Origin of the sequence: Paenibacillus sp. Soil750 (assembly GCF_001428045.1) — a bacterium.
Classification (GTDB): Bacteria; Bacillota; Bacilli; order Paenibacillales; family NBRC-103111; genus Paenibacillus_E; species Paenibacillus_E allorhizoplanae.
Window position 1 is genome coordinate 1 of the sequence record NZ_LMSD01000011.1, and the last position, 17,451, is coordinate 17,451.

Genomic DNA, 17,451 nt, shown 5'->3' on the forward strand with positions numbered 1-17,451 from the left:
ACAGTGTCACAGTAAGAGAATCGTTAAAACTAGAAATGGGGGATGTTCATGAAACTTATGAAGCACAAAATGAAAACGTTATCCGTTTCAATCTTAGCCATGTCTACGCTCTTGTCCGCATGCAGCAGTCAAGATGAATCAACCGAGAAGAAAGAAGCAGCAAAGGAAGCAGTGAGCACTGCCGGAACTAATGATGCGAAGGGTGCAGCAGCAGAGCCGCTTGGCAAATATGATCCSCCAATCACGGTATCGTTTGTTCGCAATCTCAGCGATGTTGTAGAAAACAACGTACTTGGCGCGCTAAAGGGTGAAACCTTTGAAGACAATCGCTGGACGCGTTTATACAAAGATCAGCTGGGCGTCTCGATTAAAAATAATTGGGTCGTAAAAGGAAGCGATTCTTCAGAGCAATACTTGCAAAAGCTGAATGTAACGCTTGCTTCTGGCGACCTGCCTGATGTGATCCAAGTCAATGCGACGCAATTAAAGCAATTGGCTGATGCCGGTCAAATTGAAGATATGACAGCCTTATACCAGAAGTATGCCTCGCCATTAACGAAAGAAATCTTATCGCAGGAAGGGAAAAGCCCCTTCGACGCCGCTACGATTGACGGCAAGCTGATGGCGATTCCGCAGGTCGATTCTTCGCTCGAACGTGCGATGTTCATCTGGATTCGTACAGATTGGCTAACCAAGGTAGGCATGCAGGCTCCGAAAACGATGGCGGATGTGCAGGCGATTTCAAAAGCTTTTGCGGAAAAAGACCCTGACGGCAACGGGAAAAAAGATACATTTGGCCTTGGCTTAACCAAAGGGCTGTGGGGCGGAGCCATGGGATTGGAAGGATGGATGGCCGGGTACAAGGCTTATCCAAACATGTGGCTGGCTGACGCATCCGGAAAACTAGTTTTTGGCGGCATCCAGCCGGAAGTGAAGAAAGGGCTTCAAGCTCTTCAGAGCATGTTTAAGAACGGAGAGCTGGATCAGGAATTCGGTATTAAAGATGGCGGCAAGGTTTCCGAGACCATCGCTGCCGGAAAGATCGGAATGGAATACGGCGAACAATGGAATTCCATTTGGCCGCTTCAATTGAATCGCAACAACGACCCGAACGCGCAATGGCGGGCCTATCCGATTGTTTCCGAGACGGGCGATACACCTAAAGTGCCTCTGAAGTTCAGTACGACCAAGTTCTTTGCGGTTAAAAAGGGATTCAAGCATCCCGAAGCCGTCATCAAGATGTTCAATCTGCACTTGGAGAAAAACTTCGGCGCTACAGCGGAGTTTGATAAATATTACGCACCGCCRGAAGCGGAGAGTGTCTGGCAGCTGTCCCCGGTCATGCCTGCACCGGTAAAGAAGAACGTAGAGGCATTTAGAGCGATTGATGCAGCGCGTAAAGCCAACAACTTCTCAGCATTGAAGGGAGAGGCCAAAACCATTCAAGGGAAGCTTGAGGCTTACAATTCGAAATCGAAGGAAGGATTTGCACTCTGGGGATGGGAGCGGATCTATGGTCCCGAAGGTTCCGAGGGAGTCGTTGACCAGTATGACAAAAATAATCAGTTCCTGATGGATAAGTTCGTTGGCGCACCTACGCCTACCATGGTTGAGCGTAAATCAACGTTGGAAAAGTTAATGAATGAAACGTACATGAAGATCATTATGGGTGGATCTATCGATGAATTCGATAAATTTGCCAAAGATTGGGCGAAGCTGGGCGGAGAGCAAATTACGAAAGAAGTAAACGACTGGTATATGGCAACGAAGAAGTAGCGACGGGCAGAGGAGGATTTACTTTTCTTCCTCTGCTTATTTTGTTTCAAAAGATGGAGGRTGGATATGGGAACTAAACAAATATGGAGAGAGCTTCCGCTGCATCTGATGATATTGCCAGGACTGATACTTGTTATTTTATTTTCCTATGTGCCCATGGCGGGAATTATTATCGCGTTTCAGAAGTTCATTCCAGCGAAGGGGCTCTTCGGTGATCAGCGCTGGATTGGTTTAGATAACTTTGATTATGTCATGAACTTGCCCAGCTTTAATCAGATTCTGTGGAATACGCTATTTATTTCAAGTCTTAAGCTTATTCTTGGCTTACTTGTGCCGATTGTATTCGCCATTCTTCTTAACGAATTGAAGAATGAGGTGATTAAAAGAAGTGTACAAACGACTATTTATTTACCGTACTTTTTGTCATGGGTCGTGCTGGGCGGTATACTCATCGATATTTTATCGCCTTCGAACGGTATTGTTAACCAACTATTAGGTACTCTCGGGATTGAAAAAATATTTTTTCTTGGGGACAACCAATGGTTTCCGTTTACGCTCGTATCATCGGATATATGGAAAAACTTTGGTTATGGGACAATCGTTTATTTGGCAGCTATCACAGGTATTGATCCCGGTTTATATGAATCTGCAACGATAGATGGCGCTAACCGCTGGCATAAGATGTGGTATATCACGATTCCCGGCATGCGCATGGTCATCGTTCTGTTGTCGGTTCTAAGTTTAGGACAGTTGCTGAACGCAGGGTTCGATCAAGTGTTCAATTTATATAGTCCACAGGTGTATGAGAGCGGCGATATCCTGGATACGTTTGTATATCGAATCGGTTTGCTGGATGCCCAATACGGTGTAGCAACGGCGGTGGGACTATTCAAGTCTCTGGTTTCGCTGATATTGATTTCCGGCTCTTACTTTGTTGCGTATCGTTTTGCGAAATATAGAATCTTCTAGGAGGAGGGAAAACAGTGGTACAGCCATCACCAAGATCGGAATATGAGTCACAAAAACGGGCCCCCCACAATCGAAGACGGTTCGAATGGTTTTCCGTTCTGAATAGTTCCTTTCTCATAGTGGTATCGTTGATATGTGTTCTTCCATTAATTCATATCGTCGCCGTTTCGTTCAGTTCAAGTACGGCAGCGGCAGCAGGGCATGTGAAGCTGTGGCCGGTCGATTTCACATTGGCGTCATATGCGTTTACAGCTAGCCGTGAGGCATTTTGGCAATCCATGCTTGTTTCAATAGAGCGGATAGCGATTGGGACGCCATTAAATTTAATCATGACGATTCTCGTTGCATTTCCTTTATCCAAGGAATCGAAGACGTTCCGCCTGCGAGCGATGTACGCTTGGATATTTTTCATGACGATGCTTTTTCACGGAGGCTTAATCCCTTGGTACACAACGCTTAAGCAGTACAACCTCCTTGATACCATCTGGGCACTTGTTTTACCAGGAGCGGTTCCTGTATTCAGTGTAGTCTTGCTGCTCAACTTTTTTCGGGAGGTGCCTAAAGAGTTGGAGGAGGCAGCTGTCATGGACGGCGCTGGCTACTGGACGACACTATGGCGAATATATGTGCCGATATCCAAACCTGCACTTGCAACGCTAGCCTTATTTTCGATGGTYGAGCATTGGAACAGTTGGTTTGATGGACTATTGCTAATGGGAGATCCGAGCCAYTATCCCTTGCAAAGTTATATTCAAACGATTGTCATACAACAAAATTTAACGAACATGTCGCGCGACGAAGCGTTGAATATGGCTCTCATTTCCGACCGAACTTTGAAAGCATCACAGATTTTTCTGGGCTCGCTTCCCATTATTATGGCGTACCCGTTTTTGCAGAAGTATTTTGTGAAAGGAATTGTACTTGGCAGTGTGAAGGGGTGACGGGTGGATGAGGGGAGCCATTGTTATCCATCCACCAGCAGTAAAATAATCATGCTTTCAAGAGACAGCCGCAAAATGTCCCAATGAANGGCTCGCTTCCCATTATTATGGCGTACCCGTTTTTGCAGAAGTATTTTGTGAAAGGAATTGTACTTGGCAGTGTGAAGGGGTGACGGGTGGATGAGGGATGTCTAATTTAGGAGAGTTCAGGGTTTCAGGCTATAATTAAAGAAAAAAGTTGGAGGCTTGTGCCTTGATAAACCGTAACCCGCTTTCTTTGAAAAATACAATTTTCCTACGACTGCTTATCACATTTATGTGTATCATGCTGCCAATTATTTTCTTTGGCGTCTACCTGTATAGTTGGATTGTTCAGACGGCTAGTGAAGATATCTCTAAAACTGCGGTTTCTCAGATCACCTTCTTTCTAAGCGATCTTGAGAACGAAGTAGAACGGATGAAGATTCTTCAGTATGGCATTCTAGAGGATGAAGATCTCAATGAACTCACACTAACTTGGAATACGATGGATGTATTCACGCGCACTGAAAAAATTAATTCACTGCGCAAACGACTTTACGTCATTCAAAACAGCAGTCCCTATATTAAAAATGTGAGCGCCCACATCTATCAGGTATCAAAAACGATTTCATCCGCTAACGGTCCTCGTGATATTGATATCGAGCGGTATTATGGACTTCGCGCGACCTTAGGCAACCGGAATAACCAGCTTATTGAGTGGAATGGAGGATTATATTTAAGTGCGGTTAGGAAAAGCGGAACCAATGGGAATCAACCGCTGTTCATTATTGAAATCGAGCTTGATCAAGCTCGACTACAGGAAGCGTTAGGCCAGTTCAACACCTATACCGGCAGCGGAACTGTAATGACCCCGAAGAACTCCAGTATCATTCTCAGGAGTGGGGCACTAGAACTCTTGCGTCTGGATATGACTTCGATCGTTCAACAAATAAAAGAATCTGATATTCATAACACTGGAAATATTTCCATAACTGGAAGTCGTTACTATACTGCTTTTGCAGTGTCTGATTATCTAAGTATGTCCATATACCGGTTCATTCCTGAACAAATGATTAAGAAACCGCTGGATAAGTTTTATATGTGGGCGTGGTTGTTTATTTTTGCAGCAGTAGTGGTAATTGCGATATATGCCTATTACACTTACCAGTTTATTCACAAGCCGTTGTTAACGCTCGTAAAAAGTTTTCGGCGTATGGAGAATGGAGATCTTGAGGTAAACATCCAGCATAAGTCTAATGATGAATTCGGTTACCTGTATGGACGGTTTAATCAAATGGTCGGAAATCTTCGTTCTCTGATCGATCAAGTTTATAAACAGAAAATAATGACTCAGCGGGCTGAGCTAAAGCAGCTTCAATCTCAGATTAATCCACATTTTCTATACAACAGTTTCTTTATTTTGAGAACGATGGCAAAAATGGGAGACTTGGATCGAATCGGACAGTTCACAACTCAGCTTGGCGAATATTTTCAATTTGTCACAAGGAATGCTTCTGATGAGATTGTACTGAAACAAGAAATCCATCATGCCAGAATGTATACGGAGATTCAACAGCTACGCTTCTCGCGGCGTATTCGAGTGCAATTCGACGCTCTCCCGCAGGAAATCGAGCGGGTGTTAGTGCCGCGGTTGATCGTTCAGCCCATCATTGAAAATGCATTCGAACACAGCCTGGAACAAATGAAACAGAATGGATTGATTGTCATCCGCTTCGAGATCATAGAGACGGAAATCCTCATCGTGGTGGAAGATAACGGTGAGAACTTAACGGACAAGAGTTTGCAAAGTATTTCAGAAAACTTGGATAACGTTGATAATCATATGGAAACGACAGGATTGGTAAATATTCATCGACGAATTAAGAGCACGTTTGGTGAATCATACGGTCTTGGAATAAGTCGGAGTGAGTACGGGGGATTAAAAGTAACTATTAGTTTTCCCTTAAAAGGGGGTGAAGCTCGTGATTAGAATGCTGATCGTTGATGATGAGGAGATCATAACGGATGGTTTGTTTGATATATTTAGTCAATTAAATCTGGATCTTGATTTGTACAAAGCTTATTCAGGCGAAGAAGCAGTAGCTTGGATGAGGACAACGAGAGTGGACATCGTGCTGTCTGATATCCGTATGCCTGGTATGGATGGCCTTGAGCTAATGACCTACATTCGGAATAATTGGTCGCATTGCAAAATCATTTTTTTAACGGGGTATAATGATTTTGATTACGTCTATCAAGCGATTCAAACACCGGGAGTCAGTTACCTCCTAAAGAGCGAAGAATATGAAGTAATTATTAATGCAGTCAGGGATGCTATTCATGAACTGGAAAAAAGTTTAAAATTCGACCATCTCGTCATGCAGTCGAGAGAGAAACTTACCACACTTGAAACTCTTGCTCAAGGGAATTACTTCCAGTACTTGTTGCAGGGAACGCGGGTAATGGAGGAGTTAGCATCTGATTTCAGCAAATTAGGAATTGTTCTCGATCCAAATCTGCCTGTTCTAATGGCAATAGGTGACTCGCAGAGAAAGGATATGAATTACTCGTTTGCCGAAAGTCAGGAGACAGCTCTAGCCGTAAAGTTTTTGGCAGATACATTTCTCGCGGAACGAACAAGCTGTCTTGGAATCATTGATCGTTACGGTGGTCTCGTCTGGCTTATTCAGCCGATGCCTGGCCATGGATCAGAATCGGACGAATCCTATGCCCGCACAGTAAAGTTTCTAGAAGGACAATTTGAGCTTATCCAGCAAGCTTGTTTTGAATCTATGGGACTGACTTTTGCCATTACATGTTGCGCTGACCCCTGTGAATGGAAGCAACTATCTGAGGTATATGACCGAGTTAGAAGTCAGCAATTTTGGCGAGCAGGCGACGGCGCTCAGATGGTCCATACAGTTAACTTTGAAACGATAGAAACTGCAGCACATTCACGAACACTGAGAGAAAAGGCGGAGTCATTGGCGATTCATCTTGAAGGCGGGAATAAAGAGGGGTTTCTCCAACTGTTGCGAGAACTGACTGAGTCGGTATTTGACGAGCGTGGAAGTTGGGGACCTTTTCATTTGGAGCTTTATTATACGATAGCGCTGCTCCTTTTGTCATATATAAACCGTTGGGAACTGCATGAAAAGGTTGGAACAACAGGTCTTATGCAAAGAGATATGCATGCTTCAAGGCATGATAGTTTTGAGTTTTTGAAAAAGATGGCAGAATCCTTGTTTGATCTCAGATTGAGCGTAGAACGCAATAGGGCGGCTGCAGTGGTTGAGAAGATTCGTTCGTATATCGAGGAGCACATAGGCGAGGACTTGTCTCTCGTACGTTTAGCCAGCGTGATTCATTTCAATCCATCTTATTTATCGAGGCTTTTTAAACAGGAAAGTGGCGTCAATCTGTCGGATTATATTGATGAAGTAAGAGTAGAGAAAGCCAAAAATTTGCTCAAGCAAGATGTACTGAAGATTGCTGAAGTGGGTTCTCAGGTGGGGTACGAAACCCCGCATTCGTTTACTCGATTTTTCAAGAAATTAACGGGGATGACACCAGTTGAATATCGGGAGATTTTGCGTGATTAAGAACATGTGTTCTCAACATCATTGAGGAGAAATGGCGATGGGGAGTCTGATAATTACAAATCCAATCATTTGGGCTGATGTTCCGGACATTAGTGTCATTAGAGTGGGGACAGCTTACTATATGGTAAGCACAAGCATGCATTCGATGCCCGGATGCCCAATCATGAAATCAGATAATTTGCAGTATTGGACAATCGTAAACTATGTCTACGATACCTTGGAGGATAACGATGCTCATAATTTGTTGGATGGGATCGGCATTTATGGGAAAGGATCTTGGGCTGCAAATTTACGTTATCATAATGGCCTGTATTATGTGTGTTTCTCGTGCAATGATATGAAACAGTTCTATGTGTTCCGGACTGCTGATATTGAGAATGGACAATGGGAACGCACCGTATTCCAAGGCGTATATCATGATCCGAGTCTGCTGTTTGACGAAGAGCGTGTCTATGTTCTACATGGCAATGGGAATATTTACATTACAGAGTTGATGTCTGATGTTTCGGCAATTAAATTAGGCGGCGTCAATCAACTGCTTCTCGAGACAGAGCATAAGGGGATCATGCTGAGGTGCGAGGGATGTCATGCCTATAAGTTGAATGGCTACTATTATTTATTTTTTATTGAATGGCCAAATACCGGAAATCGTCGTCGAAGACAACTTTGTTATCGCTCACGAGGACTTTTGGGGCCTTATGAACATAAAGTAATTCTCGATGACGACCTGGGCTATCGTAATCACGGTATTGCTCAAGGCGGTATTGTCGATACGCCAACCAATGAGTGGTATGCGGTATTATTTCAAGATCACGATGCTGTGGGACGTATTCCAATCGTACAGCCATTATCTTGGGTGGAGGATTGGCCTGTTATAGGTATGGACGGAAAAGCGCTATTGGCATTTAAAGCACAATTGCCAAGTACGAATCCTATATCTTTGGTGCAAAGTGATGAGTTTGAATATTCAGAAAATAAATTGATCCTGAATTGGCAGTGGAATCATAATCCAGATAATCGGTTATGGTCTGTAACTGCGCGCTGGGGATGGCTGCGGCTACAAACGGGAAATATTTCTAAAAATGTATTATTTTCAAGAAATACATTAACACAACGGACGGAAGGTCCGGCATGCATCGGGATTACCATGTTGGATGTTTCCCATATGAGACCGGGTGACCACGCAGGTTTAGTTGCATTACAGAATCAATTTGGAACTGTAGGCGTGCAAATCACAGAAAACGGTGAGCGCCAAGTTGCAATGTGTGTCAAACGAGGTGAATGTGATGAAGAAACAGTCGAAAAGCATTCATTCGAGGGTAGTCTGATTTATTTGAAAATTCATTTCGATTTTGAAAACAGTGTTGATATGGCAAATTTTTACTTTTCTAGCAACGGAGAAGATTGGAAGAAAATTGGAAGTCCATTGAAGATGTTATATACATTGGATCATTTTATGGGCTACCGAATAGGGTTGTTTAATTATGCAACTAGACATGTTGGTGGACATGCGGATTTTGATTATTTTCACTTTGTGTGTAAAGGAGCTGATGATGATAAATGGCACATACAACATTGAATGCTGCTGAAGTCACGAAAGAAATTAGGCAAAAAGACCGCCTCCGTGTGCTCAAACAAATGAGGCATGATTACCAACTATATTTGATTATTTTATTGCCAGTGATATGGTTAATTCTTTTCCAGTACGTTCCGATGTATGGCCTTCAACTAGCATTCAAAAATTTCAGAATTCTTGAAGGTATATGGGGAAGCCCTTGGGTTGGCATGGATCATTTCACCAAATTTTTTAATTCATACCAATTTATCAAAGTGTTAAAAAATACGATTATTATCAGTTTATATGAGCTAATCGCAGGGTTTCCTCTCCCGATCATTCTGGCATTAGCATTGAACGCAACAATAAGAACGAAGTTTAAGCAAGCTGTTCAATTTATTACTTATATGCCATATTTTATTTCGACGGTCGTTATGGTTGGCATGATTCTGCAGTTTTTGAATCCACGGGTCGGTGTTATCAATACAGGGCTTGGTTTAGTTGGAATTGAGCCGTTCAATTTCATGGGTGATCCCGGTTGGTTTAAGTCCATCTATGTATGGTCAGGAATATGGCAGAGTACAGGATGGGGGACCATCATCTATCTGGCTGCACTGTCGGGGATCAGTCAAGAAGTTCATGAAGCAGCGATGATTGACGGCGCAAGTCGGTTCCAGCGAATATGGCATGTTGATATTCCAGGTATTATGCCGACGATTGTAACGCTGCTGATATTGAATGTTGGTACGATTATGGGGATAGGCTTTGAGAAAATTTACTTGATGCAAAATCCACTGAATATTGGTTCTTCGGAAGTTATATCTACGTATGTTTATTCGGTCAGCCTAGCATCTAGCGCTCCGGATTACGCCTATGCTACTGCGATTGGCCTTTTTAATTCCTTCATCAATATGATCTTAATTTTATCCGTCAACCAAATAGCCAAAAGAGTAGGAGATACCAGTCTATGGTAACAAAGGAGGCTGCCGCATGAAATCCAATAAAGCTAGGCTTACGAATTCGGATAAAATATTTTATTTTATTAATGATTTGATCTTGTTACTCGCACTGATAATCGTACTTTATCCGCTTATTTATGTATTCAGCGCTTCTTTCAGCGATAAGCTGGCTATTATATCGGGAAAAGTATTCCTTTGGCCGGTTGACTTTTCTTTGGAAGGCTATATCGCCGTTTTTAAAGATTCGAGAATCATGCCCGCCTACGGAAATACAGTGTTTTATACTGTTGTCGGTACCACGATTAATGTGGTGCTGACGATCCTGGTTGCATACCCGCTTTCTCGGAAAACGATGGTTGGCCGCAATCTAATCATGTACCTATTTGCTTTTACAATGCTGTTTCACGGCGGATTGATTCCCAACTATCTGTTGATGAAATCGTTGGGGATGATTGATACGAGATGGGCGATGCTCCTGCCAGGCGCGATTGCCGTTTGGAATATGATCATCGCGCGCACCTTTTTCCAATCCACCATCAGTCATGAGCTTTACGAAGCCGCTGCTATGGATGGATGCTCCCATGTGAGGTTTCTATGGAGTATCGTGCTTCCGCTCTCAAAATCAATTATAGCCGTATTGGTCTTATTCTACGGCGTATCCCATTGGAACGCCTACTTTAATGCTTTCATTTATTTAAAGAATAAAGATTTGTTCCCCTTGCAAATCGTTCTGAGGGATATTCTTATTCAGAGTGAAATCGATCCATCCAGCATTACGGATACGGATACGATGACAAGGAAACAAGGCTTGGCCGATCTACTGAAATACTCTGTCATAATTGTGGCTAGCCTGCCTGTGTGGCTTGTTTACCCGTTCGTCCAGAAGCACTTTGTAAAAGGAGTCATGATCGGGTCAATCAAAGGTTAAAGTCAATAAATCGGTGTATGCTTATGTAAACCATAAGTAAAGTGCCGATTCATTGTATAGATATCAAAAAACTGAGGGGAGCATGTAAATGAAGAAAAGATTGTTAACAAGAGCTGTTGTTCTAGTGATGTCCAGTTCTATGATTTTAAGTGCTTGCAGTTCCGAGAAAGAAGCGAAGGGGGGAAAAACGGAATCCAAGGAAGCGGCAAGTCTGTCTGCGCCTGGTCAATTGCCGTTTTCTAAAGAAAAGATCAACATCACCGTTACGGTGCCAGCCAGTCCCTACGTGTTGTCATGGGAGTATGGAAAGAATGAGTTTACGACCTGGATTGAGGATCAGACTAATATTCATATTAACTGGAATCTCTTTCCTGCAGCGGATGCTAAGACAAAGCTTAATTTGGAGCTATCCTCCGGGGGCGATCTCGGTGACCTAGTTATGGGTGAATTCGGCCTTGACAACTCCATGCTGGCAACATATGGATCCCAAGGACTACTATTAAATATGAAGGATTTACTTGAAAAGAACGGCTCAAATTTGAAAAAAATGTATACCGAGTTACCTGCTATTAAGCAGGCCACTACCGCACCGGACGGAAATATATATGGCGTACCAGATGTAGGTGTCTGCTATAATTGCGATCGTGCGATGCGCTTCTGGGTGAACAAAAGCTTTCTTAAAACTTTGAACATGTCCGTGCCGACAACCACAGACGAGCTGTATCAATATTTGAAGGCCGTTAAAGAAAAGGATCCAAATGGTAACGGCAAGAAGGACGAAATTGGATTGGTTGGCTCACCGAAAAGCTGGTTCTCGAATGTGCACCAATTTATTATGAATGCATTCACTTATCATGACAGCAATGAGCTTTATGTGAAAGATGACAAAGTTGTTGCTGCTTTCACCACTCCGGAATGGAGAGAAGGATTAAGATACCTGAACAAGCTGTACAAAGAAGGGCTAATTGATACGTCATCGTTCACTAACGATGAGAGTCAGTTGAGACAATTGGTAGAGTTAAATAACGGGAATACCGTTGGTTCAGTTGGGAATGGTGGGCCGCATGCATTTGCAGCTAACGATTCCACCAAATCCAATTATGAAATCGTACCTCCTCTGAAGGGGCCTAATGGCTTTCAAACGGCCTTTTACAACGAATATGGCATGGTCGGCGCATACCGATACATCATTCCGGCCAAGAGCAAACATCCTGAAGCAGTCGTGAAGCTAATTGACTTTATGTACTCTAATGAGGCTTTCTTGAGAGGCCGCTACGGTGTGCCTGGAGTTAACTGGGAAGTGCCTAAGGACTCAATTGCAGCTAATGGCGGACCAGCTAAGTTTAAGCTGATTGGCAAAGATATATGGGGACAGCCTGATAAAGCGCACTGGAGTGGCACTAACGGAGGATGGCCGCCTTTCGGTTCTGATGCAAGAGAAGCGCTGAAGTCAGGTTATGATTTGGAGTCTGAACTTTACAAAGCTGCAAAATTATATGATAAAATGGCACCGAAAGTTTCAGTGCCAAAGTTTTTCTTTGACCCTAATACTTCAAAACGACATAATGAATTGAAGACAGAGATTAAGAAGCGGTTAGATGCGGCTACGGCTGACTTTATCGTAGGCAACCTGAATATTGAGAAGGATTGGGATAAATTCCAGGCAGAGTTGAAACAAATAGGCATTGAAGAGTACGTTTCCATCATGCAAAAAGAGTACGATGCGAAATGGAAGGGTTCAAAGAAATAAATAGGTTGTTTTTCGTGTTTTTTTTTTAAAAACATTCTGAACGGGTAGCCCTTACTTCACAGTAGGGCTACCTTTTTTTCATGAAGTATCCATTTGATCTTCAGAATGGCTGAAGCATCCTTTAAACATTTTTGAAGAACTAACTGAAGTGGATTACAAGTTACCTTATCATGAGGTTCATATGAAATACAGGAAGCCTGATATGTTCGTAGACTTGGGCGAAGGATCTTTTGATTTCAAGAGTGTCTATAGCAAAATTCAAGAACTTGGACATGTCAAATATACCATCGTGGAAAGTGACGGAGAGCGAAAGGATAAATATAAAAGTCTGGAAAATGACTTAAAGCTATTGGAACAATATGTTGGTGACGAAGCGAGAGATTAACCGCTTGCATCCTTCAATAATGGAGTGTTACAACATGGAAACGATTAAAGTAGGAATAATTGGTACAGGATTTTCGGCAAATTTTCATATTGAATCACTTAGACGTATTCCGGGCGTAGAAATTGTTGCTATTGCCGGGAGCACACAGGAAAAGGCAAAGTGCGTTGCTAACATTTACGGGATTCCTTTAGCCTATGGCAGCTACGAAGAAATGCTGTCCAATCCTCTTATCGAAGTAATTCATAATTGTACCCCAAATTTTCTTCATTTTGATATTAATAAATCAGCAATTTTAGCAGGCAAGGATCTGATGTCCGAGAAGCCGCTTGCAATGAACAGCTCCGAATCCGCGGAGTTAGTAGCGCTGGTGGAAAAAAACGAGATCATAAATGGCGTTTGTTTTAACTACAGACATTTTCCAATGGTTATGCAGGCTAAGCAGATGGTACAAGATACCATCTGCGGCCAAGTACATTTAGTAACTGGAGGATATTTGCAAGATTGGCTGTTATACGATACAGATTACAGTTGGAGACTTGAGCCTGGCAAAAGCGGACCATCTAGAGCAATTGCAGATATTGGTTCTCATTGGTGTGATACCCTACAGTTTGTTCTTGGAAAACAAATAATCGAAGTGTTTGCTGATCTAAAGACAATTCATCCGACTAGGAAGAAGCCAATAACAAGTAGTACCACCTATGCGAAGGATGAGGATGGTGAGTACGAAGTTATAGATGTTAGCACGGAAGACTGCGGTTCGGTTTTAGTCCATTTTGAAGATGGAATATCAGGTGTATTTACCGTGTCCCAAGTGAGTGCCGGACGTAAAAATAAATTGCACTTTGAAATTTCAGCGTGTGAATCAAGTTTATATTGGGACCAAGAGAATTCGAATCGATTATGGGAAGGCAAAAGGAACAGGCCTAATATAGAGATTTTACGTGATCCTGCGTTACTTTTACCTCAAGCCGCTGAGTTAGCTCATTTCCCAGGCGGACATCAAGAAGGATGGCCTGATGGATTCAAGAATCTGCTTATCGATTTCTATAATGAAGTTAAAAGGAAGAGAAGACAGCAGCATATCAAAGGAAATCTGATATTTGCTTCTATTGCAGACGGACATCAGATCATGAAAATTATTGATGCTGTTTTGGAAAGCCATCGTACCAAAACTTGGGTGAAGATTGATAATTTTGATTAAGAGTAGGACTAGTTGAGAGGAGTTTAACAATTATGGGCAGTACAAGCAAAATTAAAATCGGTGTCATCGGCGCAGGCAATATTGGTAATGTTCATATCAACGAATTCTTGAAGCTACCAGATGAGTGTGAAATTACAACCATTACGGATACGTATTTACCATTGGCAGAATCCCGAGCGCAAGAGTATGGGATTGGAAATGTTGCTAAAAGTCCGGAAGAGCTCATCGAAAGCATGGAAGTCGATGCGGTTATCATCGCTACACCGAATCAGTTTCATGCTCCATTGGCCATTCAGGCTATCGAGGCAGGAAAACATGTTTTACTGGAAAAGCCGATGGGTCTCAATCCTGAGAGTGCTCGTTATATTTTAGAGGTGAGCAATAAGTCGGACAACATTCTCATGGTAGCCCACCAAAGACGCTGGCAGTCAATTCCATTACAGATTAAAGAGCATGTAGAAAGAGGCGAATTGGGGCGCATTTATACTGCAAAAGCTGGCTGGTTCCGGCGTAAAGGAATTCCAGGTTGGGGAACATGGTTTACACGTATGGACCAAGCCGGTGGAGGGCCTTTAATCGATATTGGTGTGCACATGCTGGATCTAGCGCTCTATCTTATGGGCAATCCGAAGCCGGTAACCGTATTTGGCTCAACATACGCGGAATTCGGACCCCAAAAGAAAGGGATTGGTAAATGGGGTAAGCCTAATTGGGATGGTGTTTTTGATGTGGAAGATTTGGCTACAGCATTGATCAAAATGGAGGATGGCAGCACTTTATCGCTCGATGTGAGTTGGGCCGCACATTTGGATACGGATAACCAACCATTCAATCATCTAATGGGTACAGAAGGTGGTGCAAGCTATAGAGGACCATATGGGAAGCTGTTTACAGAGAAGTTTGACCGACCAATCGATTTAGACCTATATACACCTGATAACGATGAAGGTGATCGGATTCGGATGTGCCGTCACTTCTTGTCATGCATACGGGAAGGGAAAGAGCCAATTTGCTCTGCACTGAGTGGTTTTACGAATAACTTGGTACTGGATGCGATCTATGAATCTTCCCGTACGGGACATGAAGTCAAGCTTAAATGGAGTTAAGGCTCTAACTATATAATGACTTATTGCGCTCGCGTTCTATTTTAAGTAGGTTATTTAAATTAGTGGAAACAAGAGTTGAATAATAAAAACTAGGCTGCCAGCGGATATTCTTTCTGAGGGCAGCCTTTGCTCACCTAGACGGGCAGAAGAGTTGAATAGAAGGGTTTTCATATTCAAGGTATTTTCTTGTCGTTGTACTATCATCTGGGGTGTTGGTAATAGCAAGTTGACAAAATATCCTTCCTGCCGTATCATTTAAACATTCGTTTTAAATGATTGTTTAATAATAAGGAGTGGTCAAAATGGGATCGTCAATAGCGGCTTTTTTGAAGCCTGCAACAACTAAGGTAGGGATTATTACAGCGATTACGTTTCAGTTGTTGTTTAGCATCATATGGATGACCGGGTATTCGGGAGTTTCGGATAATACGAAGAATTTGAAGATTGCGATCGTGAATGAAGATCAAGCCATGGGTGGCAAAATTGTTCAAAGCTTGCAAAGCAATCTCCCTTTTCAAACGGAGGTTATCGCGTCAAATGAAGAAGCTCAGAACAAGCTAAACAACCGTGAAGTGCAGATGGTTATGCACATTTCGCCGGATTTTTCGAAAAAACTCCAAACGCCAGGACAGACAGCACCGATCACCTATACGGTGAATGAGTCCAATCCGTCGATGACGAAGTCAGTCATGCAAGCTGTGGCAGGGAACATTACGGCAACGGTAAATAAAGAAGCGGTAGCGGCAGGGGCATCAGCTGTCTTGACACAGATGAACCCACAGCTGCCGGCTGAGCAAGCGACTCAGATTGCACAAGGGTTAGCGAGTAAAGTGAGTTCAGATATCCAAAGCACCAATAAAGTAAAGGATATGCCGAACCAAATGCTGCCGATGATGCTTGTGTTAGCTTCTATTGTAGGTACGATGATTATGGGAATGAACTTCAGTGTTTCAACCAATCTCCTAGGTGCTTCTCTGTCTAAAACGCAAAAAATGGCAGCGCGCATCGGAATAACGGTGATTGCTGCGATTGTAGTTGGACTCATCAGTGCCACCATGGTTGTCTCTTTGGGTGGGCATGTAGATAAAGGATTTGTTGCTCTTTGGGGCTTTGAATCGTTGTTTTTATTGACGTTTGCTTTGGTTGCTCAAATGTTTTTGACATTGTTTGGGAACGCAGGTATGCTATTTAACATTGCTATGCTATCTCTGCAGTTGGTCTCATCAGGTGCGATTGTACCGAGAGAGCTTCTGTCAGATTTCTATCATTCGATCAGTAATTTCTTCCCGGCAACGTATGCAGTCAACGGGTTGATGAATATTTTGTTCGGTGGACCTGGTGTTGGCAGCGAAGTTGGCTATTTATTTGTGATTGCCGCGGTGGCGCTTGTCATTGATATGGTGGTTGTATTTGCGAAAAAAACCAAGGTTGCCCCATCGGTAAGAAGTGTTCCATCAAACGCTTAACTAAGAATTAGGAGGGCGCTAGACATGGTTCATCAAGAGTCAGATATGAAAATGAAAATTCTGTTGGCCGCGAAAAAGCTGTTTGCACAGCATGGCTATGATGCGACTAGCGTACGTCAAATATGTGAGGAGGCTGGGGCCAATGTGGCTCTGGTTTCCTATTATTTTGGTGGGAAAGAGAGCGTTTTCCATGAAATATTTAAGCAGTTTTTTCCTGCAATTAAATTAACGGAGTTTTATGAAGTGGAAGATCCCCTTGCTGGCATCCAACAGGTGATTAGAGAAGTTGTCAAAATTCGAAACGAAGATCCACAGCTGATTAGCTTGATTCAAATGGAGATTATCACGATTACCCCACGTGTAGACAAAATGCGGGAGCTTGTTTTCCCGCTGTGGAAAAAGGTTCGTGATTTATTGGACAAGGGTAGACAAGAGGGGCTCTATGAGTTTGAAGGGCTGGATAGTACGCTCATGTTTGTGTTGGGAGCAATGTTTTTCTACAAGCAGCGAGAGTTCTTCGAACCGATGTTTACAGAGGAACGCCCTGATATGGAGACGCTGATTGGGCAAACGACGGCATTCATCATGCGGGCGCTCGGGTATCACAAATAGCAGAGCGCTTTCATTTGATTACCCCAAATTTATTGTAAATAGATGTTGAAATTTGGAAGTTTATGTGATACTTTTAGTGTATTGTTTCGAACTGATAATCATATAGTTTGATTTGCGAAGAACGCAAATTTCGGAGATGAATTCTCTGGGGTTTGCGTTTTTTTGTTGTGTTTGTAGGTG

14 protein-coding genes are annotated in these 17,451 nt (G+C 42.8%); all 14 read left to right on the forward strand.

Features of this window, described 5'->3' with window-relative positions:
* The first annotated feature begins 48 nt into the window (after positions 1 to 48).
* The 14 genes from ASL11_RS11775 to ASL11_RS11840 all read left to right on the forward strand — a co-directional run bounded on the left by ASL11_RS11775 (position 49) and on the right by ASL11_RS11840 (position 17,271).
* Complete coding sequence (locus tag ASL11_RS11775; protein WP_235550456.1) at positions 49 to 1,776, forward strand: extracellular solute-binding protein; 1,728 nt, start codon at positions 49 to 51, stop codon at positions 1,774 to 1,776.
* Positions 1,777 to 1,842: 66 nt separating this feature from the next.
* Positions 1,843 to 2,745 carry an ABC transporter permease gene (locus ASL11_RS11780; RefSeq protein ID WP_056613810.1) on the forward strand — a complete coding sequence of 301 codons (903 nt, stop codon included), beginning with the start codon at positions 1,843 to 1,845 and terminating at the stop codon, positions 2,743 to 2,745.
* 98 nt (positions 2,746 to 2,843) lie between these two features.
* Positions 2,844 to 3,686, forward strand: coding sequence for a carbohydrate ABC transporter permease (locus tag ASL11_RS11785; protein WP_235550460.1), 843 nt, complete (start codon positions 2,844 to 2,846; stop codon positions 3,684 to 3,686).
* A gap of 253 nt (positions 3,687 to 3,939) precedes the next feature.
* The gene (locus tag ASL11_RS11790) at positions 3,940 to 5,697 is read left to right on the forward strand and encodes a sensor histidine kinase (RefSeq protein WP_056613816.1); all 1,758 of its coding nucleotides are present in this window, start codon (positions 3,940 to 3,942) and stop codon (positions 5,695 to 5,697) included.
* A gap of 1 nt (position 5,698) precedes the next feature.
* Positions 5,699 to 7,309: a response regulator transcription factor gene (locus ASL11_RS11795; RefSeq protein WP_235550461.1), complete on the forward strand. Its 1,611-nt coding sequence runs from the start codon at positions 5,699 to 5,701 to the stop codon at positions 7,307 to 7,309.
* Positions 7,310 to 7,346: 37 nt separating this feature from the next.
* On the forward strand, positions 7,347 to 8,888 hold the full coding sequence (locus tag ASL11_RS11800; protein WP_056613822.1) for a glycoside hydrolase family 43 protein: 1,542 nt from the start codon (positions 7,347 to 7,349) through the stop codon (positions 8,886 to 8,888).
* A complete protein-coding gene (locus ASL11_RS11805) occupies positions 8,870 to 9,838 on the forward strand; it encodes an ABC transporter permease (RefSeq protein ID WP_056613827.1) in 969 nt (322 codons plus the stop codon). Before ASL11_RS11800 ends, ASL11_RS11805 begins: the two co-directional genes overlap by 19 nt.
* Positions 9,839 to 9,854: 16 nt before the next feature.
* Positions 9,855 to 10,751 carry a carbohydrate ABC transporter permease gene (locus ASL11_RS11810; protein WP_056613830.1) on the forward strand — a complete coding sequence of 299 codons (897 nt, stop codon included), beginning with the start codon at positions 9,855 to 9,857 and terminating at the stop codon, positions 10,749 to 10,751.
* A gap of 88 nt (positions 10,752 to 10,839) precedes the next feature.
* On the forward strand, positions 10,840 to 12,501 hold the full coding sequence (locus ASL11_RS11815) for an extracellular solute-binding protein (RefSeq protein WP_056613832.1): 1,662 nt from the start codon (positions 10,840 to 10,842) through the stop codon (positions 12,499 to 12,501).
* Between the two features lie 181 nt (positions 12,502 to 12,682).
* Positions 12,683 to 12,886 carry a hypothetical protein gene (locus ASL11_RS11820; RefSeq protein ID WP_157256908.1) on the forward strand — a complete coding sequence of 68 codons (204 nt, stop codon included), beginning with the start codon at positions 12,683 to 12,685 and terminating at the stop codon, positions 12,884 to 12,886.
* 34 nt (positions 12,887 to 12,920) lie between these two features.
* Entirely contained in the window at positions 12,921 to 14,087 is a 1,167-nt protein-coding gene (locus ASL11_RS11825; protein ID WP_056613837.1) for a Gfo/Idh/MocA family protein, read from the forward strand.
* 32 nt (positions 14,088 to 14,119) lie between these two features.
* On the forward strand, positions 14,120 to 15,193 hold the full coding sequence (locus tag ASL11_RS11830) for a Gfo/Idh/MocA family protein (RefSeq protein ID WP_056613840.1): 1,074 nt from the start codon (positions 14,120 to 14,122) through the stop codon (positions 15,191 to 15,193).
* 302 nt (positions 15,194 to 15,495) lie between these two features.
* Positions 15,496 to 16,659, forward strand: a complete 1,164-nt coding sequence (locus ASL11_RS11835; protein WP_056613842.1) for a YhgE/Pip domain-containing protein — start codon at positions 15,496 to 15,498, stop codon at positions 16,657 to 16,659.
* A gap of 24 nt (positions 16,660 to 16,683) precedes the next feature.
* Positions 16,684 to 17,271 carry a TetR family transcriptional regulator gene (locus ASL11_RS11840; RefSeq protein WP_056613845.1) on the forward strand — a complete coding sequence of 196 codons (588 nt, stop codon included), beginning with the start codon at positions 16,684 to 16,686 and terminating at the stop codon, positions 17,269 to 17,271.
* Positions 17,272 to 17,451 lie beyond the last annotated feature (180 nt).

Coding starts and splice junctions, on each gene's coding strand:
- ASL11_RS11780 (WP_056613810.1), top strand. CDS start 1,843: ATGGGAACTAAACAAATATGGAGAGAGCTTCCGCTGCATCTGATGATA.
- ASL11_RS11795 (WP_235550461.1), top strand. CDS start 5,699: ATGCTGATCGTTGATGATGAGGAGATCATAACGGATGGTTTGTTTGAT.
- ASL11_RS11800 (WP_056613822.1), top strand. CDS start 7,347: ATGGGGAGTCTGATAATTACAAATCCAATCATTTGGGCTGATGTTCCG.
- ASL11_RS11805 (WP_056613827.1), top strand. CDS start 8,870: ATGGCACATACAACATTGAATGCTGCTGAAGTCACGAAAGAAATTAGG.
- ASL11_RS11810 (WP_056613830.1), top strand. CDS start 9,855: ATGAAATCCAATAAAGCTAGGCTTACGAATTCGGATAAAATATTTTAT.
- ASL11_RS11815 (WP_056613832.1), top strand. CDS start 10,840: ATGAAGAAAAGATTGTTAACAAGAGCTGTTGTTCTAGTGATGTCCAGT.
- ASL11_RS11820 (WP_157256908.1), top strand. CDS start 12,683: ATGAAATACAGGAAGCCTGATATGTTCGTAGACTTGGGCGAAGGATCT.
- ASL11_RS11825 (WP_056613837.1), top strand. CDS start 12,921: ATGGAAACGATTAAAGTAGGAATAATTGGTACAGGATTTTCGGCAAAT.
- ASL11_RS11830 (WP_056613840.1), top strand. CDS start 14,120: ATGGGCAGTACAAGCAAAATTAAAATCGGTGTCATCGGCGCAGGCAAT.
- ASL11_RS11835 (WP_056613842.1), top strand. CDS start 15,496: ATGGGATCGTCAATAGCGGCTTTTTTGAAGCCTGCAACAACTAAGGTA.
- ASL11_RS11840 (WP_056613845.1), top strand. CDS start 16,684: ATGGTTCATCAAGAGTCAGATATGAAAATGAAAATTCTGTTGGCCGCG.